Origin of the sequence: Mycobacterium sp. RTGN4, assembly GCF_033804635.1 — a bacterium.
Taxonomy (GTDB): Bacteria; Actinomycetota; Actinomycetes; order Mycobacteriales; family Mycobacteriaceae; genus Mycobacterium.
In genome coordinates this window covers 93019-117734 of record NZ_JAPZLB010000014.1, presented here as the reverse complement: position 1 = coordinate 117734, position 24716 = coordinate 93019, and the positions used below count along the sequence as shown (strand labels likewise).

The 24716-nt window shown below is 66.1% G+C and carries 23 protein-coding genes and 4 tRNA genes; 12 read left to right on the top strand and 15 right to left on the bottom strand.

All coding sequences use genetic code 11. The features are described from left to right. Positions 1 to 64 precede the first annotated feature (64 nt). The 3 genes from SLQ30_RS25735 to SLQ30_RS25725 form a co-directional block, all read right to left on the bottom strand. A complete protein-coding gene (locus SLQ30_RS25735; RefSeq protein ID WP_319449567.1) occupies positions 65 to 1213 on the bottom strand; it encodes a zinc-binding dehydrogenase in 1149 nt (382 codons plus the stop codon). 75 nt (positions 1214 to 1288) lie between these two features. Then, positions 1289 to 2035: an SDR family oxidoreductase gene (locus tag SLQ30_RS25730; RefSeq protein WP_319449568.1), complete on the bottom strand. Its 747-nt coding sequence runs from the start codon at positions 2033 to 2035 to the stop codon at positions 1289 to 1291. Positions 2036 to 2076: 41 nt separating this feature from the next. Then, on the bottom strand, positions 2077 to 2799 hold the full coding sequence (locus tag SLQ30_RS25725) for an SDR family NAD(P)-dependent oxidoreductase (protein ID WP_319449569.1): 723 nt from the start codon (positions 2797 to 2799) through the stop codon (positions 2077 to 2079). 158 nt (positions 2800 to 2957) lie between these two features. Between SLQ30_RS25725 and SLQ30_RS25720 the strand changes: the two genes are divergently transcribed. Next, entirely contained in the window at positions 2958 to 3959 is a 1002-nt protein-coding gene (locus tag SLQ30_RS25720; protein ID WP_319449570.1) for a sigma-70 family RNA polymerase sigma factor, read from the top strand. Positions 3960 to 4039: 80 nt separating this feature from the next. On the opposite strand, the gene SLQ30_RS25715 is transcribed toward SLQ30_RS25720, so the two are convergent. The 5 genes from SLQ30_RS25715 to SLQ30_RS25695 form a co-directional block, all read right to left on the bottom strand. Further along, positions 4040 to 5641 carry a DUF222 domain-containing protein gene (locus tag SLQ30_RS25715; RefSeq protein ID WP_319449571.1) on the bottom strand — a complete coding sequence of 534 codons (1602 nt, stop codon included), beginning with the start codon at positions 5639 to 5641 and terminating at the stop codon, positions 4040 to 4042. 250 nt (positions 5642 to 5891) lie between these two features. Then, on the bottom strand, positions 5892 to 6656 hold the full coding sequence (locus SLQ30_RS25710; RefSeq protein WP_319449572.1) for a DUF899 domain-containing protein: 765 nt from the start codon (positions 6654 to 6656) through the stop codon (positions 5892 to 5894). A gap of 259 nt (positions 6657 to 6915) precedes the next feature. Further along, positions 6916 to 6989: transfer RNA gene (locus tag SLQ30_RS25705), tRNA-Phe, on the bottom strand. Between the two features lie 31 nt (positions 6990 to 7020). Then, positions 7021 to 7097: transfer RNA gene (locus tag SLQ30_RS25700), tRNA-Asp, on the bottom strand. Between the two features lie 32 nt (positions 7098 to 7129). Beyond that, positions 7130 to 7202, bottom strand: a tRNA-Glu gene (locus SLQ30_RS25695). A gap of 146 nt (positions 7203 to 7348) precedes the next feature. Between SLQ30_RS25695 and SLQ30_RS25690 the strand changes: the two genes are divergently transcribed. Further along, positions 7349 to 7424, top strand: a tRNA-Lys gene (locus SLQ30_RS25690). A 16-nt stretch (positions 7425 to 7440) separates the two neighbouring features. On the opposite strand, the gene SLQ30_RS25685 is transcribed toward SLQ30_RS25690, so the two are convergent. Then, positions 7441 to 8694 carry a M23 family metallopeptidase gene (locus SLQ30_RS25685; protein WP_319449573.1) on the bottom strand — a complete coding sequence of 418 codons (1254 nt, stop codon included), beginning with the start codon at positions 8692 to 8694 and terminating at the stop codon, positions 7441 to 7443. Positions 8695 to 8920: 226 nt separating this feature from the next. On the opposite strand from SLQ30_RS25685, the gene SLQ30_RS25680 reads away from it, so the two are divergent. The 4 genes from SLQ30_RS25680 (at position 8921) to SLQ30_RS25665 (ending at position 13564) form a co-directional block, all read left to right on the top strand. Continuing rightward, the gene (locus SLQ30_RS25680; RefSeq protein WP_319449574.1) at positions 8921 to 9307 is read left to right on the top strand and encodes a nuclear transport factor 2 family protein; all 387 of its coding nucleotides are present in this window, start codon (positions 8921 to 8923) and stop codon (positions 9305 to 9307) included. A gap of 360 nt (positions 9308 to 9667) precedes the next feature. After that, on the top strand, positions 9668 to 11251 hold the full coding sequence (locus SLQ30_RS25675) for a hypothetical protein (protein ID WP_319449575.1): 1584 nt from the start codon (positions 9668 to 9670) through the stop codon (positions 11249 to 11251). Positions 11252 to 11520: 269 nt separating this feature from the next. Further along, positions 11521 to 12555, top strand: coding sequence for a zinc-binding dehydrogenase (locus SLQ30_RS25670; protein WP_319449576.1), 1035 nt, complete (start codon positions 11521 to 11523; stop codon positions 12553 to 12555). A 31-nt stretch (positions 12556 to 12586) separates the two neighbouring features. After that, positions 12587 to 13564 carry an aldo/keto reductase gene (locus SLQ30_RS25665; RefSeq protein WP_319449577.1) on the top strand — a complete coding sequence of 326 codons (978 nt, stop codon included), beginning with the start codon at positions 12587 to 12589 and terminating at the stop codon, positions 13562 to 13564. A gap of 2 nt (positions 13565 to 13566) precedes the next feature. Here the strand turns inward: SLQ30_RS25665 and SLQ30_RS25660 are convergent, their stop codons facing one another. The 3 genes from SLQ30_RS25660 to SLQ30_RS25650 all read right to left on the bottom strand — a co-directional run bounded on the left by SLQ30_RS25660 (position 13567) and on the right by SLQ30_RS25650 (position 16056). Then, positions 13567 to 13932 carry a group 1 truncated hemoglobin gene (locus SLQ30_RS25660; protein WP_319449578.1) on the bottom strand — a complete coding sequence of 122 codons (366 nt, stop codon included), beginning with the start codon at positions 13930 to 13932 and terminating at the stop codon, positions 13567 to 13569. A gap of 144 nt (positions 13933 to 14076) precedes the next feature. Beyond that, positions 14077 to 14943, bottom strand: a complete 867-nt coding sequence (locus SLQ30_RS25655) for an SPFH domain-containing protein (RefSeq protein WP_319449579.1) — start codon at positions 14941 to 14943, stop codon at positions 14077 to 14079. Between the two features lie 96 nt (positions 14944 to 15039). Then, positions 15040 to 16056, bottom strand: a complete 1017-nt coding sequence (locus SLQ30_RS25650) for an oxygenase MpaB family protein (protein ID WP_319449580.1) — start codon at positions 16054 to 16056, stop codon at positions 15040 to 15042. A gap of 71 nt (positions 16057 to 16127) precedes the next feature. Here SLQ30_RS25650 and SLQ30_RS25645 point away from each other — a divergent pair, with 71 nt between their 5' ends. After that, positions 16128 to 16712, top strand: a complete 585-nt coding sequence (locus SLQ30_RS25645; RefSeq protein ID WP_319449581.1) for a TetR/AcrR family transcriptional regulator — start codon at positions 16128 to 16130, stop codon at positions 16710 to 16712. A gap of 3 nt (positions 16713 to 16715) precedes the next feature. On the opposite strand, the gene SLQ30_RS25640 is transcribed toward SLQ30_RS25645, so the two are convergent. Together SLQ30_RS25640 and SLQ30_RS25635 are read right to left on the bottom strand one after the other, a co-directional pair. Then, on the bottom strand, positions 16716 to 17171 hold the full coding sequence (locus SLQ30_RS25640) for a hypothetical protein (protein ID WP_319449582.1): 456 nt from the start codon (positions 17169 to 17171) through the stop codon (positions 16716 to 16718). A gap of 125 nt (positions 17172 to 17296) precedes the next feature. Continuing rightward, entirely contained in the window at positions 17297 to 17719 is a 423-nt protein-coding gene (locus SLQ30_RS25635; protein WP_319449583.1) for a hypothetical protein, read from the bottom strand. A gap of 187 nt (positions 17720 to 17906) precedes the next feature. Between SLQ30_RS25635 and SLQ30_RS25630 the strand changes: the two genes are divergently transcribed. The 4 genes from SLQ30_RS25630 to phoU all read left to right on the top strand — a co-directional run bounded on the left by SLQ30_RS25630 (position 17907) and on the right by phoU (position 23101). Then, positions 17907 to 18911: an acyl-ACP desaturase gene (locus SLQ30_RS25630; RefSeq protein WP_319449584.1), complete on the top strand. Its 1005-nt coding sequence runs from the start codon at positions 17907 to 17909 to the stop codon at positions 18909 to 18911. Beyond that, entirely contained in the window at positions 18896 to 20068 is a 1173-nt protein-coding gene (gene dusB / locus SLQ30_RS25625) for a tRNA dihydrouridine synthase DusB (RefSeq protein WP_319449685.1), read from the top strand. Before SLQ30_RS25630 ends, dusB begins: the two co-directional genes overlap by 16 nt. A 217-nt stretch (positions 20069 to 20285) precedes the next feature. Continuing rightward, complete coding sequence (locus SLQ30_RS25620) at positions 20286 to 22337, top strand: LCP family protein (RefSeq protein WP_319449585.1); 2052 nt, start codon at positions 20286 to 20288, stop codon at positions 22335 to 22337. A gap of 95 nt (positions 22338 to 22432) precedes the next feature. Further along, positions 22433 to 23101 (top strand): phosphate signaling complex protein PhoU, encoded by a 669-nt coding sequence (gene phoU / locus SLQ30_RS25615; protein ID WP_319449586.1) that lies wholly within the window; start codon positions 22433 to 22435, stop codon positions 23099 to 23101. Positions 23102 to 23103: 2 nt separating this feature from the next. Here the strand turns inward: phoU and SLQ30_RS25610 are convergent, their stop codons facing one another. Further along, the gene (locus SLQ30_RS25610) at positions 23104 to 23610 is read right to left on the bottom strand and encodes a MarR family winged helix-turn-helix transcriptional regulator (protein ID WP_319449587.1); all 507 of its coding nucleotides are present in this window, start codon (positions 23608 to 23610) and stop codon (positions 23104 to 23106) included. Positions 23611 to 23691: 81 nt separating this feature from the next. Here SLQ30_RS25610 and SLQ30_RS25605 point away from each other — a divergent pair, with 81 nt between their 5' ends. Continuing rightward, positions 23692 to 24666, top strand: coding sequence for a zinc-binding alcohol dehydrogenase family protein (locus SLQ30_RS25605; RefSeq protein WP_319449588.1), 975 nt, complete (start codon positions 23692 to 23694; stop codon positions 24664 to 24666). Positions 24667 to 24716: the final 50 nt, after the last annotated feature.

Below are 24716 nucleotides of genomic sequence, written 5' to 3'. Positions count from 1 at the left end.
TACTCGAGTACAGCTAACGCAAGCAAGCTGAAAGCAGAAGCCTTTGTGCTCTGTGGGTTTGCCGTTAGGCCACGACTCCGTGTGGGGTGATGAGGAACTTCTCGCCCGTCGCACGCTTGTTGTAGGCGTTGAACGCCTCGGGCGCGAGCATGCCGGCCAGTGAAACCTCGCTGGTGTACGCACTCGCGAACGTCGTGGTGAGCTCGGCCGCCACGCGGGCCCGGAGCCGACCGACGACGTCGGCGCCCGCCCCTATGAGGAACGGGGTGAGCAGCCAACCGCCTATCCCCCAGGCCATCCCGAAGTCCCTTTTGAGGGTCGTCGGACCCGTGTCGAGTCCGCCGTAGATGTAGACCTGCTTGTGGACGGTGGACCCGTAGCGGGAGTACTCGGCCCCGCTCGAGTTGGCCGCTTGCTCCATGCCGCTGAGGAGCTGGCTCGCGAGCGTGCCTCCACCCGTGGCGTCGAACGCAAGTGTGGCCGACGTCGCCTTGAGCGCCTCGACCAGATCGGTTGTGAACGACGGCGATCCCGAATTGAGCACGTGGGTCGCACCAAGCGACTTCAGCAGCTGCTGCTGCTCCGGCTTGCGGACGACGTTGACCAACGGCACCCCGTCCTTCGCGCAAATCTTGACGAGCATCTGGCCGAGGTTCGACGCGGCAGCGGTATGCACTAGGGCCGAATGACCTTCGCGGCGCATGGTTTCCAGCATTCCGAGGGCCGTCAGCGGATTGACGAAGGACGACGCCCCCTCCTTCGCCGTGGCCCCATCCGGCAAGACGAGGCACGCGGCCGCGTCGACCGCACGGTATTGCGTGTACATCGCACCGCCGGCTATCCCCACCCTGCGCCCCAGAAGGGCCTGCGCTGCCTCTGATGACCCCGCGGCAACGACGAGGCCCGCGCCTTCGTTGCCCACCGGAAGCGATTTGTCGACCCGGGCCGAAAGCGCAGCCAGGGCTCCCGGCCCCAGCTGTGCAGTGACGACGGGGCGCTCCGGGCTGCCCGCGACCGTGGCGGTCGCCATGTCGGCGCCCGCGATCAGCAGGCCGAGGTCCGAGGGGTTGATCGGCGAAGCTTCGACGCGCACCAACACCTCGTTGGCCGCCGGGGTCGGGACTGGGACGTCGTGCAGCGAGAGCTCCAGCGTGCCCTGCGACGTCACCAACGAACGCAGTTCCAGTGCGGTGTCGGGCAGATCTGCGGTCATGGGCGGTGCCTCGTTCCTGTGGATGGGTATGTATCCCACCCTAGGAACACCTGTCGCGGGCACAACCCTTCCCGGTCATGGCAGTGACTGCAGGCCGGCGCCGGTGAGCAGGTATCCCGCCGCCAGCGTCGCTGGATCCTTGCCTACCAGGTCCAACACGGCACTACCGGCGGTTTCGGGCGTCAGTGGCGTCCCTAGTTGCTGCAGGTAGGCCTCCTCGGTTTGACCGGTGCGGGCGGCGTACGCCCGGACTCCGCGCCGTCCCACGTCACCGAACGGAGTCATCCTGGGCATGACCGCCGTGACGGTGATGCCAAGCCCGGCACGTTCCGACTCGTCGTTGGCATAGCCCGCGATGAATCGTTGGGTGGCCTTGGCTCCGGCGTACCCGCCGCTGGCCGGTGATCCGTTGATCGCTGCTCCGCTGCTGATGACCACGACCCGGCTGCCCGGGGGCAGGGGTTTGAGAAGTGCCTCACGAAGCCAGGTGAAGGCAATCTTGACGTCGGCGTTCCAGTTGGCCGAGAACGTCTCCCAGGTCTGGTGCTGCAGCGGACGCATCACCGGGTTGGCGCCCGCGACCAGGACGAGGTTCCGTGGCTCGTACTGGTCCAGCAGGCTCCACGCAGCGGTGGGGTCGGTGGCGTCCGCGACTTCGGTGTGAAGGTTCGCGCCGGCGGCGCCGAGCTCGGCCAGTGCTGAAGCGGTGCGGGCGACCGCGATGACGGGGGCGCCGGCTTCGGCGAACGCGCGGGCGATACCGCGCCCCAAGCCTCTGCTGGCACCGACGACCATCGTGGTCGCCACCGTTGAGTCACTCATGTCGTCTTCTTTCGTTGGGCTACCAAGGGATTGAGCGAGGCTTAGGTGGTGGGTGTCGCGGCGACGAGGCCGGCGTACTGGCGTTCGAGGGCCTTAGCGGTGCCGCGTCGCCAGTCCTCGGCCAGCGACGCCGACATGTCGTCGGGGAAGATTTCCTCGTCCCCGTTCTGCACTCCGTCGAAGATGGCGCGTGCCACCGATTCCGGGGCGGCCTTTGGGATGTCAAGGGCGCGCGACATATCGGTGTCCACCGGACCAGTCATCACCGCGTGCACGGTCACGCCGCGTCCGGCCAGGAGCGCGCGCAGCGACTGCGACAGGGAGAAGGCGGCCGCCTTGGAGATCGAGTAGGCCGGAATGACGGGTATCGCGGCCCAGGCCGTCACCGACAAGACGTTGACGACGGCTCCCCGCGACGCAGTCAGCAGGGGCCGGAACGCCTGGGTAACGCCGTACGTGCCAAAGAGATTGACCGCGAGGGTCTGTTCGAGCGCGGCGCGGTCGGTGAGGTCGTCATAGACCGACACGCCTGCGTTGTTGACCAGGATGTCCAGGGCGTCGATGCTGTGCGCCGCGGCCTCAATCTGGCTGGCATCGGTCACGTCCAGGGCTACGGGCGTAACGCGACCGTCCTGCTGCGCCAGGGGTTGGCGCGTACCGGCGTACACGTGCTTGGCGCCCCTGCTCAACGCTTCTGCGACCAACGCCGCTCCGATGCCGCGATTGGCTCCGGTCACCAACACGGTCTTGCCTGCGATCGTCATTGCGCCTCCTGTTTCGTGTAATTCGAGCTGTCAAAGAGGTAGGCACCGCGGCACGATCAAATTGGGCCAACGGCGAGCGCCTAGTTTCCGAACCCGCTGGGGTCAGTACGACGAGCCGATGAAAACGGCACACGAGGCTGAAGGAGTGGTGGTGACACGTGGCGACAACCGAACTGATCGCGCGGGCGCGCGCTGGGGACGACGCGGCGTTCCGCGAGTTGACCGAGCCGCACCGGCGAGAGCTGCTGGTGCACTGCTACCGGATGCTGGGGTCCTTTCAGGACGCCGAGGATGCGCTGCAGGATGCGCTGCTGTCAGCCTGGCAGGGGCTCGGTGGGTACGAGGGACGTGCCTCGATACGCACCTGGCTCTACCGAATCGCCACCAACCGATGCCTCAACGCGTTGCGCGCAGCCAGCCGACGCCCGGTCAAGGAGTGGGACATCGCCGCCCTTGATCTGCCGGATCCGACCGGGCTGGGCGAAATCGTCTGGCTCGAGCCCTATCCCGACTCCCTCCTGGAAGGGTCGGTCGCCGTGCCGCTGGGGCCGGAAGCGCGTTATGAACAGACCGAAGCCATCTCCTTGGCCTTCATGACCGCGCTGCAGGTGCTACCTGCGCGGCAGCGCGCAGTGCTGATCTTGCGGGACGTGCTCGGCTACCACGCCAGCGAGGTCGCCGACATGCTCGATTCCACGGTCCAATCGGTGAACAGTGCGCTCAAGCGAGCGCGCTCCGGTCTGCAACTACGGCTGGCCGACGAGCACGGGCCGCCACCTGTTGCCGACTCCCCCGTCGAACAGGCGCTGGTGACGAAGTTCGTCCGCGCCTATCAGGCTGGGGACGTCGATGCCGTCGTCGAGTTGCTCACCGCCGACGTCCGCGTCTCCATGCCACCGATCCCCCTCGAATACCACGGTCGCGACGTGGTGAGGCGCTTCTTCGCTCATGTGCTGTCGCAGCGGAGATACCACCTGGTGCCGACGCGGGCCAACGGCCAGGTGGCGTTCGGCGCCTACCTAACTCCTACCGCCGGAGGCCTCCGGCACGGGGCCGGTCTGTTGGTCCTCACCCTGTGCGGCAACGAGATTGGCGGCATCACCCGCTTCGACAACGATGTACTCCCGGCCTTCGGACTGCCGCGCTCACTCCCACGCTGAGCGCCAGAATCGCACGCATGGGTTGGGATGCGTTGTAGCCAAACGGTATTCGCGGAGAAAGCCCTACGGGCGCGCATCCATTATTCGTTCGCCTGGGCGTTGAGTTTTCGTTCGTGGTCGATGCGTTGCCGTCGGTCTTGGGTTCTGGTGGTTTTGCGTTTGGGCATGGTGAGGCCTGAGGTGTGTTTGGCCGGGGGTGTGCCGGTGGTGGTGAATTCCGCAGTGGGGGTGCAGAGTTCGGGGAACAGTAGTCGGCTGCCGGGGTGGGTGGTGGCGGTGTGGCCGTCGGGATCGGTCCAGTGCACGGTGCCATCGGGTGACTGCTCATCGTGCCAGCCGGGCCAGAACGTTTTCAATAAATGATGTTCGCGGCATAGACATTTCAGGTTCGACGCACACGTCGGCCCGTAGGGCCAGGGGATGGTGTGGTCGATGTCGGCGACGGTGGCGGGTTTGGTGCAGCCAGGAAACCGACACGTCAGGTCGCGGCAGCGGACGTATTCGGCCAGTTTCTTCGAGGGCCGGTAGCGGGGTTCGGGTGGGGCTTGGCCGGGGTGGGCGAGTGCGGTGAGGGTGGCGTGCATCGCGGCCTGGGCGGCGATCGGGGCGGGCAGCACCGCGCCGCCGAGGATGATGCCGGGTGAGGCGGGGCAGTGCTGGCCGGGGTCGGCGTTGATTGCAGCTACCAGGGCGGTCCAGTTGTAGGCCGACCAGGGTTTGGGCAGCAGCGGTGGGGCTTGGCCGTGCAGGGCGCGGCGTTGGGCGTCCAGGTTGCCCACCGGTGGAGTGGGAGTAGCACCTTCGCGCTCGGGTGTGGACTCCGGCTGGGGCGTCGACTCGGGCGTCGGTGGTGGGCCCTCAGCCGCGGGAGTGTCGAGGGTGTCGCTGCGGGCGATGACGTGGATGACGACTCCGCCGCCGGCCGGCTTGGAGGCCGCCTCGCAGTCGGGCTGTTCGCACAGGCACGGCAGCCGGTCCCACCCGAAGCCCAACGCTCCGAGTGCGGCGGCGCGGCGTTGATCGATTGTGCGGGGGTCGCGGTCGCAGACGGTGCCCGCGAGCGCGTGCAGGCGTTGGTCGAAGGCCTTGCCGTCGGTGCCCAGCACGGTGCCCGAGACATGGGCGATGCCGGTGGAGTCCTCGACGTAGACGTCGATGCTGCAGGCCCGGCTGGTGGATTGGGTGCGGCGCACCGCATGCGGGTCGTGTTTCAAGACCAGGGTGTCGATGGTGCGTTCGGCCTCACACACCGACATCGCGCCACGGTGGCGTAGTTCGGTGGCCAACTCGGCGTCTAGCGCGCGTAGGGCGTCGGGGTCGCGGACCAGGGTGGTGCGGGTACAGATGGCGTGCACCAACCGGTAGGAGATCAGTCCCTCGGCGAACAGGGCACCCACCTGGGGTAGCCGTTCGCGCAAGGTGACAGCATCCATGAGTAGTCCGGAGGCCACGCCGCTGGTGACCTGGTGGGCGGCGCCGATCTGTGCGCAGACCGCGGCCCAGTTGTCGAGGTGCCATTGGTCGCGTTCGGCGGATCCGTCGGCGGCGTACGCGGCGGCGAGCATGTCGGCCATCGCGGCGAGTCGGGCGGCGCAGGCGGCGTTCTCCAACCGGGCACAGGCCCGGACGCGGTCACCGGGGGACCGCGCTGAGGTGATGGAGGCCAGGATTTGTTCGAACACACTTTCGAAGGTAATCACCGACTACACGCCCGGCCACCCCCGAACCCGGATCTGTGGATGAAACCCAGACTGTGGATCAACTCAAACGAAACCAGCGAAAGTGTCGGTACCCCATGCTATTCGGGCCACGGACCAGTGGGAAGAGGTGCACGAAACCCCGGCCACGAGCGTGACCGGGGTTTCGTCAAGCCCTGACGCGAGAAACGCCTGAGCGGCGCAACGGCACTCGGAAACGTCCGCGCCTCCCGGCTCACACTGAACGGCGGGCCCGCGTGCCGGTGCTTCTGGGCCGGGAGTCGGCAGGGTTGTCATCGTCCTCGTCGCGGTACGGCCACCATTGGGCAGGCTGGGTGTCTCCGTACGCGTCGTGCCAGTCCCACCACTCGTACGGCGGGGTCTGTGGGTAGCCGTCCGGCGAATCTTCCCAGTCCTCTTGGCGGCCCAGCGCGGTGATGTCGAGGTAGCTCCACGTGGTCCCCAAGGCGGCGTCTCCGCGGTTGTTGACGAAGTAGGTGCGATAGACCCGATCGCCGTCTCGAATGAACGCATTCGTGCCGTGCCACTGGTCCACTCCGAAGTCGACGTCGAATCCGTCAGTAATGGTGTACCAGGGCGTCTTCCAGCCCATCCGCGCCTTTACCCGTTCGATGTCGGCCTGGTTCGCGCGTGAGGCGAAGACCAAGGTGGTGTCGCGGGCATTGAGGTGGGCGACAGGCGGAGCGTGATCGGCCGCGAACGAACAGCCGCGGCACGCGTGCTCGGGCCAGCCGAACACGCCGGGCTCGAAGAACGCCCGGTAGACGATCAGCTGACGGCGTCCCTGAAACAGCTCGAGCAAGCTCGCCTTGCCCTCGGGACCGACGAATTCGTAGTCCTTGTCCACGGCCAGCCATGGCATCCGCCGACGCAGGGCGGCCACGGAATCGCTGGCGCGAGTCAACTCCTTCTCCTTCACCAGCAGCCGCTGGCGCGCTGACTCCCATTCCTGCGGCGACACGATCGGAGGTGTGTTCATTGCCCTATTGCCTTCCAACTCAGATCCGTTCGGACACTCGTAGCCGACAAACGTCGACTACGAGTACAGGCACCGAAAGCGCCCCAAACTGGTCGCGGCTCTGTGGTTGGGATCGGCCTTTGCCCGCGTAGGTAGCGGCGGCCCGGGTACTGGAAAAGTCGTATGGGTTGCGGCCAGCGAGGCACAGAAGCGCCGCGTGGTCAGATCTTGGTGACGAGATTTCGCGACAAATGGTGCTGAACAGCAACGACAAACTGAGTGGCCAGGGCCGGGATCGAACCGGCGACCTTCCGCTTTTCAGGCGGACGCTCGTACCGACTGAGCTACCTGGCCAGGTCGGCGAGGCATTGAATGCCTCGCCGTTTGGCGACCCTGACGGGACTCGAACCCGCGACCTCCGCCGTGACAGGGCGGCGCGCTAACCAACTGCGCCACAGGGCCTTGCTTTGCAACTCCCTCGCGGGCGCCGCGTGTACCCCCAACGGGATTCGAACCCGTGCTACCGCCGTGAAAGGGCGGCGTCCTAGGCCACTAGACGATGGGGGCCTATCCGAATCTCTCCGGGGTACTCGCAACGCGACCACGTTAGGAGCTTGCATAGCTTAGGTGATCGACACCCGAATCCTCAAACGGGTCGCCCGGACGCGCCCCGCCATCGGTGCGCAACAGCGACAAGTATTCTGATCACCCGCGCCCCTATAGCTCAGTTGGTAGAGCTACGGACTTTTAATCCGCAGGTCCCAGGTTCGAGCCCTGGTGGGGGCACCACGCGCGTCGTTAAGACTTAGGCAGCGGGTGGGAAGTCGACGACATCCCACGCCAGCGGCAGCTGGTTGGTGCGCGCGCTGGGCTTCGCCTCTGACACGAAGCGGTCATCGTTGAACGTGCCGACGAAGGTGAACCGGTCGATCTCGAAGGGCACGTTGTCGCTGGAGAGCGGAACCGGGGCCCGCATGACGTGGAAGTGCAGGTGGGCCTCCGACGTATTGCCGGAGTTGCCGAGACGTCCGATGACCTGGCCGCGGGTGACCTTGTCACCGACCTTCACCGACGCCGAGCCGGGGATCATGTGCGCGTAGAAGGCGAAGTTGCCGTCGCCGATGTCGATGATGACGTAGTTTCCGCCGAGTTCCTCGAAGGATTGGTCGGGTGTGATGACCTGCGGCGTGGCCTCCTTGTTGTCGGACACCACCGCCGCGACCGTGCCGTCGGCGACGGCTAGCAGCGGGGCGTCGTAGGCGAGGTAGTCCTCGTTGCGCGTTCCGTCGCCGCGGTGTGTGGAGGCTGGGCTCTTCGCGGGGTCGACGCGCAACCAGTCGATGGCGTAGCGCTCGCTGCCATTGAGCCTCCCGCCGACCCCCATCACCGCGCCACGGTGTGGCGAGACGACGCAGCACGCGTTGCCGGCCACCCAGTCGTCGCCGGCGAGCGGCGGCCCGATCACGACCGGAGACGCCGCGCTGGTGCGGACCGCACCACCGATCTGGATGACGGAGTCCGGGTACCGCGCGCTGACCGGTTGGTACTCCGGCAACGCCTTACCGAGCGTGACGGACAGTCGGTGGGTGACGTCCGCGGGGACCTTCGCGCGGGTGTCGTACACGCCGTCGAGCACCAGCACCGCAGTGCGTCCCGCGGGTATCTCGGTGACGGGGACGGGCGACAGGTTGGGAATCAGGAGGGTCCGCTCCACGGCCTCCTGCTGTCCGATCGTGGCGACGGCGGCGCCCGCTGGCCCGTCGGCGAGGGTCTCCAGCTTCGTGATCGTCGCCGGGCGGGGCCCGGAGTTCAGCACCGAAAGCTCGTAGGCCACATGGACCTTGCCGTCCGTTCCCGTGACCGGGATCGGGTCTGGCCCGATGGTCGTGATGACGAGCGGCGCCACCACGTCGACGTCGATCGGGTATCCGGGCGGGATACCGCCGCGGCTGTCGGCGCTAGGGGTCGGGGCCGGGCTCGAGCCTGCCGAATCGGAGGACGACGAGCAGGCCGCCAGAAGCGCAGCACAGGCCAGCAGAAGGGCGGGTGACTTTCGCATGGACCGCTCGCCTTGCCTATGGGTGGTGAGGACTCAGCAAGTGATTCGTGCGCGGATGGTGTCGACGGACGCCTCGCCGCGGCGAGCATAACTGTTCGATTCCGTAGGAGCGGTCGATACCGTTGGTTTACAACCTGATTCGCCACATTCGACACCAACCAATCCACCCAAGAGCGCGATGGCGAAAAGAAGAGACGACGCCACATCGACGCGCACAATGACGGCCATGGGTGATCATGAGGTGAGGGCCGCTTTGGAGCGCCACTGGGCAGCGTCCGACGCCAACGACTTTGAGACCGAGCATCAGATGTACCGAGCCGACGCGGTGCTGACCTACCCGCAGTCGGGTGAGCGCATCCGCGGCCGGGACAACATCCAGGCGTCGCGCGCCGCGCAGCCAAACAGCAAGCGGTTCACCGTGCGACGGGTGTTGGGCGGCGGCAATCTGTGGATCAGCGAACTCGTGCTCACCTACGACGGACAACCGTCTTACGTCGTGAGCGTCATGGAATTCGAGCGCGGTGAGGTCGTCCGCGAGACGCAGTACTTCGGCGATCCCTTCGAGCCCGGGCCGTCGCGGGCTCAGTTCGTCGAGTCGATCGAAGACCGCTAGCGCCGCTGACGGCTAGGGCTAATGCAAATTAATTAGGACCGATTCTGCGCATGAATTCCGCATGACTGCGCGTTCACAGCATGCCGTAAGAAATACCGAGGCATTCGACGAATTAATCCACGAATTTCAATGTCCCGCCGACGCCAGCCCCCGTCAATCCGCCTCATGCAAAATGATTATTGACGCTCGAGATAGTGCATGATATGGCGCACTGACCTGCAGTGAAGGTACTGTCCACCGTTTCTACCCGTTTAATTCTGACAGTGACTGCCGCTTTTGGAATTCACTTGTTACTCCCCGGTAAGAACGTTTATCTTCTGCTGTGTTCCTCATTACATCGCTGTTTATCAAGGGGTATTTGTGCACACAGAAGCTCGACAACTAGCCGTCAGGTCGTACCTCACCGCAGGGGTGGCCATGGTCGGCGCAAGCGTCATCGCGGTCTCACCCATGGCACCGCCGATGCCCGACATTCATCTGCCGGCGGTACACCTGCCATCGCTTCAGTCGGCCGAGGTCGACCTCGCCGCCTTGGCGAACCCGTTCGCGGCCTACACGCAGGTGTTCGACGCGGCGGTGGCCAACCTCCAGCCGATCCTGCAAGCAGCGGCGAAGAATCCGACTCCGGTCCTGACCAAGGTGCTGTCGAATCAGTTCACCGGCTTCCAAGCACTTCTGGCGGCACTTCCGACTAGTACGGACGCGCTCACCAGCGCCGTGACCAATGCGGCTTCAGCGGATCCCTCGTCGAGTCTGGCGCATCTGCTCGCCGGCGAACCCACCGCGTTGCAGACCCTCGTGACGGCGCTGCAGACCGCGTTCGGCCAGGTGTCCACCGCGCTGACCACCACGGTGCCGCCACTGCTGCAGGGCGCGTTCGCCGACCTCACCGACGCCAACGTCGAGGGCGCCGTCAACAACGTGCTACTCGCTGCGCTCGCGCCCATCTTCCCGCTGACCAACGTGCTCGGCCCGGCGCTCGGCGTCATTTCCGAGCCGTTGCAGTCCTTGGTGGATGCAGTCAGCGGCTTGGGCCCGGTCGCGACCATCCTGGTCAACCCGTTGCAGAACGTGGTGAACGTGCTCAACATCCCGACCGATCAGTCGCTCAACGTGCTATTGGCTGCTTCCGGTCTCATCGGCCCGCTGGTCGAGGCCCCGGCTGCCGCCGGCACCGCGCTTCAGGGCGTGATCGACGCCGTCAAGACGGGCGACGCGGGCAGTGTGCTGAGCGCCATCGTCGATGCTCCTGCCGTGATCGCCGGCGGTGTGCTCAACGGAGGATTGGGACCCGACATCGGAGACCTTGTAGCTCCCGGCCTTGGACTTCCGCCCGGCTTGCTGCACGCCGTGTTCGGCGGCCTTCTGAGCCCCGCGTTGTCTAGCGGCCCCGGCGGTGCGCTCGAAACAAGCGGCACCTTGGCCGGTCTGCAGACGCTGCAGGGCCTCATTGCCGATGCGCTGAAGCCGCCGACGATTCCGGTGGCTGCGAAAACCGAAACGGTCGCCCTCGCCAGCGTTGACACCGCCGCGACTACCCCGACCGCGTTGCCCAGCCTGAAGTCCGCGTTGGTGGGTCTCAAGACCCCGCTGGCGCTGAAGGTCAAGCCCACGAAGGCGACCGACGCCGAGGACACCACCAAGGCCACGGACGCGACCACGACGGCCGACACCAAGCCGACCGACACCACGACGGCCGACACCAAGCCAGCCGACACCAAGGCCGCCGACACCAAGGCGTCCGACACCAAGGCGGCCGACACCAAGCCCGCGGCCTCGGACGCGGGTGACACCGGCAACAAGCCAGCCAAGACGCCGGGCAAGCACCGCGCGTCGGCAGGCGACAACGGCGGAAGGCATGCGCGTTCGCACGATTCCTCCGGGGCCGGCGCAGGCAAGAGCGGCAAGAGCGGCTCAGGGAGTGGTCGCCACCACGCCGCGTAAACCCTGAGCGGACGCGAACGCAGCGGCCCCTCCATCCGAGGTTCACCATCGGAGGGAGGGGCCGACTGCTGCGCCCAGTCTGTCGGGGGACCCGACGTTCCAGGTAATGACAGGCCCTCCCAGTCCCGGCGCGTTCGGCCTACCGTCGGAGCAGTGCACAACAAGCGCGAGGTTCGTGAGTTCCCCGAGCCTCGGCGCCGTCACCGCATAGCGATACGACTGCGCCGGCCAACACCGCGCGCCCAGCGCAGACAACGAGAGGAACTCCAATGAAAGCCACCGTGATGTACGGCGCGGGCGACGTCCGCGTCGAGCACGTCCCCGACCCGACCTTGCAAGAGCCGACCGATGCGCTGGTGCGCGTCGTGCGCTCCTGCATCTGCGGCAGCGATCTGTGGCCCTACGGCTCGATGCCCGTCAAGGAGCGCGGCCGCCGCATGGGACACGAATTCCTCGGCGTCGTCGAGGATGTCGGGTCCGACGTGTCCGGCCTGAAGGCGGGCGACCTCGTCGTCGCGCCGTTCGTCTGGGCGGACAACACCTGCGATTTCTGCCGCGAGGGGCTGCACACCTCCTGTCGGCATGGCGGCGGCTGGGGTGCGCCAGGCGTCGACGGGGGCCAAGGCGAGGCCGTTCGGGTACCGCAGGCCCAAGGCACATTGGTGAAGCTGCCCGTCGCTGAGGACTCGGCGCTGCTCACCTCCCTACTGACCCTGTCCGACGTGTTCTGCACCGGCCACCACGGCGCGGTCACGGCGCGGGTTGCGCCGGGTCGCTCCGTGACGGTGGTCGGCGACGGTGCCGTCGGACTGTCGGCGGTGTTGGCCGCCAAGCGACTTGGTGCCGAGCAGATCGTGCTGATGGGCCGACACACCGATCGCACCGACCTCGGTCGCGAGTTCGGGGCCACCGATGTCGTCGCCGAACGCAACGAGGAAGGGGTCGCAAGGGTGCGCGAGCTCACCGGCGGTGACGGTACCCACGCCGTCATCGAATGCGTCGGCACCGAGCAGTCGTTGGTGACCTCGGTCGGCGTCGTCCGCGATGGCGGTGTCATCAGCAGGCTGGGAGTCTCCCAATATACCCAGGTGCCAATGGGTTTCGATACCATGCTCCGCAACATCACGCTCACCGGCGGCGCCGCGCCTGCGCGGGCCTACATCGAAGAACTGCTCCCCGACATCCTCGACGGTTCGATCGAGCCGGGCAAGGTATTCGACCGCACGATCGGCTTCGACGACGTCCCGGACGGCTACCGCGCGATGGCCGACCGCAAGGCGCTCAAGGTCCTCATCCAACCCTGACCCGAAAACTCAACCGAGAGAAGGTAATCGAATGAAGCACATCAAGCTGGGCGACCTGGACGTCGCGCGCATCGGCCTCGGCTGCATGGGCATGTCCTTTGGCTACACAGGGGCGGGCACCGATGACGCCGAATCCATTCGCGCCATTCACCGGGCGATCGACCTGGGCGTGACGCTCATCGACACCGCAGAGGTATACGGCCCGTACACCAACGAAGAACTCGTCGGTAAGGCGCTCAAGGGCCGCCGCGACGACGTCGTGCTGGCGACGAAGTTCGGCATGATCTCCCACAGTGGCGCTGGCCCCGGTGAGCTCGACAGTTCACCGGCGAACATCCGTGTCGCAGTCGAAGGTTCACTGCGCCGGCTCGAAACCGATCGGATCGACCTGTACTACCAGCACCGTGTGGACCCGAACACTCCGATCGAGGACACCGTCGGCGCGCTCGCGGAGCTGGTGGCGGAAGGGAAGATTCGGCACATCGGACTTTCCGAGGCCTGGGTGGACAACATCCGGCGCGCGCACGCCGTGCACCCCATCACCGCGCTGCAGTCGGAGTATTCGCTGTGGACCCGCGACCAGGAGCAAGACGTCTTGCAGGTGCTCCGCGAGCTCGGCATCGGCTTCGTCGCCTATTCGCCGCTAGGGCGGGGCTTCCTCACCGGACAGATTCGCTCGACGGACGACTTCGACGAGGGCGACAACCGCAAGACCAACCCGCGGTTCGAAGGGGAGAACTTCCAGCGCAACCTGCGCGCCGTCGAGGAGGTCGTGGCCATCGCGGACGAAGTCGGCGCCACCCCAGCACAAGTCGCGCTCGCGTGGCTATTCGCTCAGGGTGACGACATCGCCCCCATCCCGGGTACCAAGCGGGTGTCCCGGGTCGAGGAGAACGTCGCAGCCGACGGAGTCGAACTGACCCCCGAGCAGGTCGACAAGCTGACCAAGGTGTCCCCCGCCGCCGGCGGGCACCACAGCGAGCAGCAGATGAAGATGATCGACCGCTGAGCTCAGGCGGTACGCGCGGTGACGATGTCGTCCGCCAAGGGGGCGATCGCGCCGATGATCTGCCCGATCGTCCCCTCCGGCACACCGGCGGCCGTGAGACTGTCGGTCAGATGGCCCGCCACCAAGTTGAAGTGGTGTTGCGTGATGCCGCGGCCCTGATGCACCCGCTGCATCGACCCGCCGGTATAGGGCTCCGGCCCGCCAAGCGCGGCCGCGAAGAACTCGACCTGTTTCGCTTGGAGCCGCGCCATATTCGTCCGCTTGAAGAAGCCGGCCAGCTGATCGTCGGCCAAAACGCGCACATAGAAGTCGGCGACAACCGACTCCAACGCTGCGGTCCCGCCGAGTTGTTCGTAGATAGTCGTCATACCGACTACGAAACCCCCTTGCGATTGCGCGCCATTTGCCCTGGCATGTCTGACGCGCAAATTCGACCTCACAGTGGCCCGACGGTCCCAGTGAGTTCCGCAGACGGGTGACTCGGCGGACACCTGCACCGATGACGGAATTCGTTATCCCGCAGGCACCGTCGGCATCGCCGAGGTGCCGGGCCAGCACCCGAGCGGGCTGAGCCCGCTTTCGCGCACCGCGTCCAGGCACTTGCTCACCAGCACGTTGGGATCGTTGGACACCGACTTGGAAAGGATCGCGTTGGCCTTGGCCTCGGCCTCGGCGGTCTTGGCGCGCTGCTCGGCGATCCTGGTGTTGGCCTTCTCGACATTCAACGCGTTGATGCGGTCCTGGGTAGCCTGGTCGTAATTGACAAGGGGCACAATGACATTGATGATCTCGATCTGCCCGCCGACCTTGGTGCGCAGCTTTGCGGCCACCTCGTCGCCGAGCGCCTGGACGCTGGCGCCATCGGAGTTCTCCGGATTCAGCGGATCGAAGTCGGCGAACACCTCGTTGAGCGCGGCCTTGAGTTCGCGCGTGACGAGGTTGTCGCGGACGTTGTCGAAGTCGCGGTAGTCGAGGAACAGTTCGTCGGCCGCGTCGGGTTGGATACGCCACCGAACGCTGTTGTCCACGTATGCCGTCGAGTTGTTCCCAACCCGGACCGTGGTCGCATTGTCGCCGGTGTGGTTGTCGATCTGGATGGTGCCGTTCATCTCGGTGACCGATTGCCACGGCGCCTTCACGTGCAACCCGTTGCTCAGTGTCCCGCTGGGGCGCCCGAAGGTGGTGACCACCCCGACGTTGCGCGGCGACACCACCGTCGTCGATCCAAGGATGATCACCAGGATGGCCAAACCCCCGGTGATCACGGCGATCCGGAGGTTACGGGTTCGGCCCGCCGGGTTCTTCGCCCACGTCCGCGCGAGCAGCGCGCCTACAGTGACCGCTAAAAGCACCAACGCTGCGAATACTTGCCACGTCATCTGAGGCGATCCTTCGGTCTACCGCCGCGGCGCGATTCGCCACAGCCGGTTCCCAGGAATCGTATGGGCACGGCCGACGCTGCGGGCCGGTAGCGCTCAGACCGCGGGGCAGTAGTGCATGCCGTTGCCGCGCGCGTCGAGCGGCGGAAGGTTGCGCGCAGGCGTGTGAACCAGCGGTGCATCGGCGGGGAGGCGCCCGGTGGCCCGATCCCAACCCGTGCGGGCGCGCGGGTGCATACGGGCACGGACGGGCAGTAGCGAGAAGACGAAGCCGATGGCCTTGCCCAACCTGCGGTGCAGCCACTCGTCACGCCGAGACCAGTCGTATCCCATCAGCACGCGGACCGCCGGGTGGTATAGCCCGACGGTGAACCACACGAAGAACGGCGCGACCAATCGACGTTGGGCCGCCCACATCCACTCCGGCATCCATTCCGCGAACGGCGGCTTGGGCAACTCGGTCAGGTCGAGCACCTCACGGGCGGCGAAGTTGTTCTCCAGCACCTCGCTGCACATGTGGTCCCAATAGACCTGGAAGTCCTCCCAGGTCTTGGGCACTGGGCGCATGCTCATTCCGTACATCGAGTACCACTGAACGTGCTCGTCGAACAGCTGGCGCTTCTCGGCTTCGGTGATGCCACCGCAAAGCCGTTCGGCCACAATCAAAGTGCCGACGAAGAACGTCGAGTGGGCCCAGTAGAAGACGTCGGGGTTCAGCGCGTGATAGCGGCGGCCCTCGGCATCCACACCCTTGATGTCGACGTGGTAGTCGCGCACCTCCGCTCCCGTCGCGGGAGCCTGGTCACCGTCGAACACCACGCCGCCGATCGGATACAGCGAGCGCAGCAACCGTGGCCAGCGCTCGCGAAAGAAGATCGAGTGCTCCTCGACGGCAGCGCCCAACTGGGGATGCATGTTCTGCATCGACCCGGCCCACGGCCCTTGTAACATCCCGCGCCAGTCACCGAAGTACTTCCAGGTCAGCGAATCAGGCCCCAAGGGCGTCGGCGGCGCATCGTAGCCGCCTGGCGCCATTGGGCAGCCCGCCGCAATGACGGGCTCACCGGTCCTTTCGCTGTTCACGGGGCATACGTCAGAAGTATCTTGAGTCACTGGCGAACTTCCCTTGAGTGTCAGAGCCCGACTCTGACTACGAGCGTTGTCACTATGAGCTTAGGAGCAATGTGTCTTCCGGTCAACGACGGGGCCGATGGTCCGGCGTTCCACTGCAGGATCGGCAGACGCTGCGCCGCGACGAACTGGTCGCGGCCGGAGTGCAATTGCTCGGCGGCGCGAGCGGGCCCGCACTGACGGTACGTGCGGTGTGTCGGGCGGCCAGCCTGACCGAACGCTACTTCTACGAGAGCTTCGCCGACCGCGACGAGTTCGTGCGCGCCGTCTACGACGACGTGTGCACCGCCGCTATGGCCGCACTGACCACGGCCGACACCCCGCGCGACGCCGTCGAACGGTTCGTCACGCTGATGGTCGACGATCCGGTACGCGGCCGCGTGCTGTTGATCGCACCGGAGCGGGAGCCCGTGCTGGCCAAGTCGGGCGCCGAGTGGATGCCCAGTTTCATCGAGCTGTTGCAGCGCAAGTTGACCCTCATCACCGACCCCGCCAAGCAGGCGATGGTGGCGACGGGATTGGTCGGTGCACTGACCGCGCTGTTCTCGGCCTATCTCTACGGTCGGTTGGCGACGACCCGCGAGCAATTCATCGACTATTGCGTCGACATGCTGGTCAGCAGGGCCAGCACCCCCTAGCCGCTACTCCCCCGGCGCGCCAGGAGTCTGGCCGAGGTCGGCGAGCTGGTCCTGCTCATCCTGCGCGGCCTTGGCCGCCTCTTCGGCCGCCTTCTCGTCGTCTGCAGCCTTGGACTCTCGGCCCGACTGGCTGCCCAACGACAAGCCCGGCGACTTGGCGGTGGCATAGGTGCCGTTGCAGTTCAGGTAGACCTGCACGGTGTCGCTCACGTGGATGCCGTCGTTCGCGCTGGCGAACGGCGCGGTCTGCGACCGATCGACGATGCAGTCGTCCTGGGCCAACTTGTCACCGACTCGACCCGCCACGACGACGGTCTGGCCCGCATCGCTGGCCGCGGACGAGGCGTCCGCATACGTCTGACCGGCGTAATCGTCCGCCGCCGCGACACCACCGCCCAGAAGTGTCGACACAGCCAGCGCACCAATGGCGCCGGCACCAACAACGATGAACTTCTTCACGTGGTGCCCTATCTCTCCGCGGGTCGCAAATGCCTTGCTGGCGGGGATAGTACCGCTGCGCGCACGTTGGCGCAGCACTCCTTGGAGTGATCCACAAGGGGCAAAAGCGGTGGTTACTCTGCGGGTTACTCGGCACCTTGCTGTGGGTCGGCGGCAGCAAGCTCGTCGAGTTCCGCCTGTGCCTGCGCGGCAAGCCGCTGCTCGGCGGCTTGACTAGCGCGCCCTTCGGGACTGGCCGCGGAGTAACCCGGCGAGTTCGCGGTGCTGTGCCTGGAGTAGCAGTTCAAGTTCACCAGCATGTTGTTGCCGGTCGACGACCCCGAGGAATCGAGGCGACTCGCCCTGGTAGCGCTGGAGACGATGCAGTTGTCCCAATCCTGGCGGTCTCCGACGGTGGTAGAGACGATCGCTCCGAACCCCTGCTGGCTCAGCGTGCTCTTCGCGTCCGCGAAGCTATGGCCCACCACGCCGTCATCCGCCGCGGCCTGACCTGCGCCAACGAGGGCCAGCGCCACCGCAGCGGCACCCAGCAGCACGGTTTTCTTCACGTAGGTCGCAACCTCCCTGGGAACATGCCCCGAATGTCCTGAGCGGGCGCTGCGCCCGCGGCGAGATTACCGCGAGTTCGGTCCAATGATCACTAGTGCGTCACACATGCCCGATGAACTTGAATGTCACCGGGTTACACACTTATATTGAGTGCAACCATTAGGTACAGATATCTCGGAGGGGCCAATGTCGAACGACTTGACCGATTTGCAGCTTCTGCACGAACTCGAGCCCGTTGTCGAAAAGAACATCAACCGGCATCTGTCCATGCGCAAGGACTGGAACCCCCACGACTACATCCCGTGGTCCGACGGCAAGAACTATTACGCCCTCGGCGGCCAGGACTGGGATCCCGAGCAGTCGAAGCTGTCGGAGGTCGCCCAGGTCGCCATGCTGCAGAACCTGCTGACCGAGGACAACCTTCCCTCTTATCACCGCGAAATCGCGATGAACTTCAGCATGGACGGCCCATGGGGCTGGTGGGTCAACCGCTGGACGACCGAGGAGAACCGACACGGCATCGCCCTGCGCGACTACCTGGTCGTCACCCGCGCGATCGACCCGGTCGAACTCGAAGAGCTGCGCATCGAGCAGATGACCCGCGGCTTCAGCCCCGGCCAGCACAACCAGGGTGACATGTTCGCCGGGAGTCTGTTCGACTCGGTCATCTACGTGACGTTCCAGGAACTCGCCACCCGTGTTTCGCACCGCAACACCGGCAAGGCCTGCAACGAGCCCGTCGCCGATCAGCTGCTCGGCCGCGTCTCGGCAGACGAGAACCTGCACATGATCTTCTACCGGGATGTGTCGGCTGCTGGGTTCGACATCGCACCCAACCAGGCGATGAAGGGCCTGCACCGCGTGCTGCGCAACTTCAAGATGCCCGGATATACGGTGCCCGAGTTCCGTCGCAAGGCTGTCGTCATCGCCGTCGGCGGCGTGTACGACCCGCGCATCCACCTCGACGACGTCGTCATGCCCGTGCTCAAGAAGTGGCGGATCTTCGAGCGCGAGGACTTCAGCGGTGAAGCCGCCGAGATGCGCGACGACCTCAGCAAGTTGGTCGAGGAGCTCGAGGACACCTGCGAGAAGTTCGAGGTGGCCAAGGTGCGTCGCCTCGAGCGTGAGCGCAAGGTCGCCGAGAAGAAGGCGATGAAGAACCTCCTGGTGACATCATCGGCAGCCTCCTAGCTCCAGCCCCCAGCGACTCGGCCCTCTCGATCGGGCCGATCGCCTTACGCAGCCCCGTCGTGCTGGCGCCCATGGCCGGCGTGACGAACGTGGCGTTCCGGACACTCTGCCGCGAACTTGAGCTGGCCCGCGCCGGCACCGTCAGCGGACTCTACGTTTGCGAAATGGTCACTGCGCGTGCGCTTGTCGAGCGCCACCCGGTCACGATGCACATGACGACGTTCGCGGCCGACGAGACGCCGCGCTCGCTGCAGCTGTACACCGTCGACCCCGAAACCACGTTCGCCGCGGCGCGGATGATCGCCGACGATGGCATGGCCGACCACATCGACATGAACTTCGGTTGCCCTGTCCCCAAGGTCACCAGGCGCGGTGGTGGTGCGGCCATTCCGTTCAAGCGACGCCTCTTCGGTCAGATAGTGGCCGCCGCAGTGCGTGGTGTCGCGGGCACGTCGATCCCCGTGACCGTGAAGTTCCGGGTCGGTATCGACGACGACCACCACACACACCTCGATGCGGGCCGCATCGCCGAACAGGAGGGTGCGGCCGCAGTCGCGTTGCACGCCCGCACCGCTGCCCAGCGCTACTCGGGGGCCGCCGACTGGGACCAGATCACACAACTGAAACAGCACGTCACCAGCATTCCGGTGCTGGGCAACGGCGACATCTTCGACGCCGAGGACGCCATGGCCATGATGGCGACGACGGGATGCGACGGGGTGGTCATCGGTCGCGGCTGCCTCGGCCGACCGTGGCTGTTCGCCGAACTCTCGGCCGCCTTCACCGGACGGGCACAAGCCACACCGCCGTCGCTCGGCGAGGTGGCCGACATCATGCGGCGCCACGGCGCGCTGTTGGCCGACCACTTCGGTGAGGACAAGGGCATGCGCGACATGCGCAAGCACATCGCCTGGTACCTGCACGGATTCCCGGCAGGAGCCGACCTTCGCCGGGCGTTGGCGTTGGTCAAGACACTCGCCCAGCTCGACGAGTTGGTCGGTCAGTTGGATCCCGACGTGCCCTTTCCGCGAGCCGCCGAAGGCCCGCGTGGACGCCAGGGCTCACCGGGTTCGGTGGCGCTTCCCGACGGATGGCTGACCGATCCGGACGACTGCACAGTGCCCCTGGCAGCCGACGTGATGAACTCAGGAGGCTGATCCGTCTCGGTATCGATATGTCACTGACACCGTCTCGGACTAGAAGCTTCTCAGGTTGTCTCAGTACGATAAGGATCCACATACGGGCTTCGACTGGCGGAGACCCGCTACGTGCTGCTAGAAGACTAGGTACAACTAAGCGCACGAGCAGAAATCCCAGTGCCGGGAAGCAAGCAATCCGCGGCGCGCAATCTCCATGGTCGGAGGCCGGTAGGACATGAGTGACGGCGACAACGCCACTCCCGGCCGCCACCCCCGAGGCCAGCCGAGTGACGACGGTCACAGGTTTACCCGATCCCCCCAACCATTGCCAGGCGCCGCGCCGTGGGAGCGCGGTCGCGGGCACGACGACCAACCCACTGCGGAGCCCGACGCGCACACCCCGGGCAACAACGGTGCGATCACCGTCGCCGACCTCATCGCGAAGGTGTCAGGCGAACCGCACGACGAACGTCCACAAGAGCCAACCCGGCACCGGGTTCCGGTTCCCCCGGCTCCCCCGGCTGCCCCGGCTCCCGCTCCGCCGGCACCTCCGCCAGTGCGCGTCCGGATCGCGCCAGCCCGCGCCAGAGCGGTCGATCACGAGCCCTCCACCGAGGTCATCCCCGTCGTGCCTGCGCACGCGTCCGAGTTGCCGCTCCTTTCGGCGGAGCGGCGCGCGCCTGCACACCCCGCGCGGATCGGCCACGGGCCCGAACGGCCCCGTTCGAAGTCTCAGCGCAACGTGCGCGCAGCCAGGGTCGTCGGTCGTGTCGCGGCCGCGCTGATCGCGGTGCTCGCGCTGGCCATGACGGGTGCGGCGTGGCAGTGGCAGGCCTCGAAGGATCGCAGCCTCAACAAGGTCGCCGCGCTCGACCCCAACTCGCGCGACATCGTCGACCCCAACGCGCAGTTCGGCGACGAGAACTTCCTGATCGTCGGCGTCGACAGTCGCATCGGCGCCAACAGCGACATGGGGGCGGGCGGCACCGCCGACGCAGGCGGCTCCCGGTCGGACACCATCATGCTGGTGAACATCCCCGCCAGCCGCAAACGCGTTGTGGCCGTGTCGTTTCCGCGTGACACAGCGATCACCCCGCTCAAGTGCGAGGCATGGAATCCCGACACCGGCGAGTACGGCCCGCTCTATGACGAGGAAACCAAGACTTACGGTGAGGACCAGGTCTACACCGAAACCAAGCTGAACTCCGCGTACTCCCTTGGCGGGCCCAAGTGCCTGGTCAAGGTAATCCAGAAGTTGTCAGGGCTTTCGATAAACCGCTTCATGGCGGTCGATTTCTCCGGCTTCTCCAAGATGGTCGACGCGCTCGGCGGGGTCGAGGTGTGCAGCACCACGCCTCTGGAGGACTACGAGTTAGGCACGGTGTTGGCCAACGCCGGTCGGCAGACCCTCGACGGCCCCGCCGCCCTTCAGTACGTACGCGCCCGTCAGGTCACCACCGAGTTCAATGGCGACTACGGGCGCATCAAACGTCAGCAGCTGTTCCTGTCGTCACTGCTTCGGTCGATGATGTCCCAAGAGGTCTTCTTCGACCTTGGCAAGCTCAACAACGTCGTCAACATGTTCATCGACGACACCTACGTCGACAACGTCAAGACCAAGGATCTCGTCGACCTTGGGCAGTCGATCCAAGGGCTCAAGGCGGGCCGCGTCACCTTCGTGACGATTCCGACGGGCGTCACCGACACCGAGGGCAACGAACCGCCACGGGTCGACGACATGAAGGGCTTGTTCGACGCGATCATCAACGACGATCCATTGCCCGAGGAGAAGAACCCGGACAACACCCCGGTGCCTGCGACGCCGGAGGCCACCACCGCCACGGCCCCACCCACGGATCCGAGTGGCGAACTGGTGAACGCAGTCACGACCGACCCCAGCGGGGTCACCGTGCGGGTATCCAATTCGACCGGCGAGGACGGGCTGGCGGCCACCGCGTCCAGTGAGCTGGGACAGCACGGCTTCAACGTCGTCGAGCCCGACGACTACTCCGGCGCCGTGGACGCCACGACGGTGATGTTCTCCGCCGGGAATGAAGAGGCCGCGGCCACCGTGGCATCGTCGTTCATCAACCCCAAGATCGAACGCGTGGCGGACACGGGCGACACCGTGCGGGTAGTGCTCGGATCCGACTTCCACGCGGTGAACCCGCCATCGCCGAGTGGCTCCGCGGTCCAGGTGCACGTGGTGAAGGGCACCAGCAGCGAGCCCACCCACCTGCCCGAGGACTTGACCGTCACCAACGCCGCCGACACCACCTGCGAATAGGCCCTCCCGCACACGTATCGCGGCAGGTGGCATTCACCTTTCGTTCACCCACGACGTCGTGACGTTCTCGCTGCGCAGCCCGTAGGCTCTACCCCATGCGAACCGCCTACCATGAGCAACTGGCCGCTCTTTCCGACCAGCTCGGTGAGATGTGCGGGCTTGCGGGCGTGGCCATGGAGCGCGCGACCCAGGCTCTGCTGCAAGCCGACCTCGTCCTCGCCGAGCAGGTCATCACCGACCACGAGCAGATCACCGCAATGAGCGTGCGCGCAGAGGAAGCCGCATTCGTCCTGCTGGCTCTGCAGGCTCCCGTCGCCGGCGACCTGCGCGCCATCGTGAGCTCCATCCAGATCGTCGCCGACGTCGACCGGATGGGCGCCCTGGCGCTGCACGTCGCCAAGATCGCCCGGCGCCGTCATCCGCAGCACACGCTGCCGGAGGAGGTCAACGGGTACTTCGCTGAAATGGGCCGTGTCGCAGTCGAATTGGGCAATAGCGCGCAAGACGTGCTGCGAACCCGGGACCCGGAGAAGGCCGCCCGCATTCGCGAAGAGGACGACGCGATGGACGACCTGCATCGCCACCTCTTCAGCGTGCTGATGGACCGGGAGTGGAAGCACGGCGTGATCGCGGCCGTCGACGTCACCCTGCTGAGCCGCTTCTACGAACGCTTCGCCGACCACGCCGTCGAGGTCGCCCGCCGCGTGATCTTCCAGGTCACCGGACAGTTCCCCGAGGAAGAAGAAGTTCCGACGCCGCACTGAGGCTAGGAAACGTCGATCCGGACACCGGTCTTCTTGGCCGCGAGCAAGTCACGCAGTACCTTGGCCAACACTTCCAGCTCCGCGTTCCCGTAGCGCTTCAGGAAGTCAGCCATCCCCTGCGCCATTTCTTCGTGGAGGTGGCGATGGGCTTCGGCGACCAGTTCACCGTCGTCGGTCAGGGTTAGTTCGACCTCCTTGCGGTTGCCAGGGATCGGCGTGCGGGCCGCCAAACCGGCCTCGACGAGGCGTTGCACGTGCTTGGACACGGTGCCCTTGAGTTGCCCCGATCGGGCCGCCAAACCGACCACGCTGACCGGTCCGTCCGCGATTCCGGCAAGCAGGTGCATCGACAACGTGGGCAGCGCGCGGACGGCTGGCTCCAAGCGAACCGGGCAGTGCTGCGCCATGAAGTCGCGCTCGGCGTCGCCGTCGTCATCGCCTTCGAACTTGTCCCCCACCGCACCGATCAGCTCGTTGATGGCGGCGATGAGCTCCGCCTTGGTTTTCATGGAAACCATCTTGCCATCTGGGCCTTGGGTGCATACATTGTTTCTATAGAAACCATTTCTCACGAAACGAAGGGACGAACGATGAAGGCTGCCGTCGTCGACCAATGGGGCCAGATACCGGTCTACACCGACTTCCCCGACCCTGCCACCCGCGACGGGGCGGTCGTGGCGGCGGTCGAGGCATCCGCGCTGACCAATCTCACACGCGGCCTGATGTCGGGAAAGCATTACGCCAGCAAGGAAATTCAGCTACCCGCTATCCCAGGGGTGGACGGGGTCGCTCGGCTCGACGACGGTCGCCGCGTCTACACGGGCGCGCTGGCCCCCTACGGAATGATGGCCGAGCAGACGCTCATCAGCCCGCACGGCACGTTCGTGGTCCCCGACGGCGTCGATTCCGTCACTGCCGCCGCCATCCCGAACCCCGGCGTCTCCGCCTGGATGTCACTCGAATACGCGGCCGCGGTGAAGCCCGGTGACCACGTGCTGGTGCTCGGGGCCACCGGGGTCACCGGATCGATGGCCGTTCAGCTGGCCAAGTCGGTGTTCGGCGCGGGCGTCGTGGTGGCACTCGGCCGCGACACCACCCGGCTCGACTGGCTGCGCACCGTCGGCGCCGATGACGCCATCGCGCTCGGCGACGACGAGCCCTTCGCCAGGGTTTCCGCACTGCATGCGCAACGACCCTTCGACGCGGTGCTCGACTACCTCTGGGGCGAGCCCGCCGAACGGCTGCTCACTGCGTTGGCCGACAGCCATCCGTCGGCGCACTACCACGCCACCCGGTTCGTCCAGATCGGCTCGATGGCCGGCCTGACGATGAACCTCCCGGCGGGCATTCTCCGCAGCACGGGCATCGTGTTGTCCGGCGTCGGACTCGGCAGCGTGCCCCCCGAGGTGCTCGGGCGGGCGCGAGTGGAGGCCCTGCCGCGAATGTTCGACATGGTTGCCGCTGGCCAACTGCACCTGAGCACGCTGGCGCGGCCGCTTGCCGAGGTCGCGCAGGTCTGGACCGCGGCCGAGCCATCGGGCACGCGGGTAGTGTTGACGCCGTAGCCGACCGCTCGCATTTCACTGCAAACTCGCTGAACGAGCCCCGGCCTGCT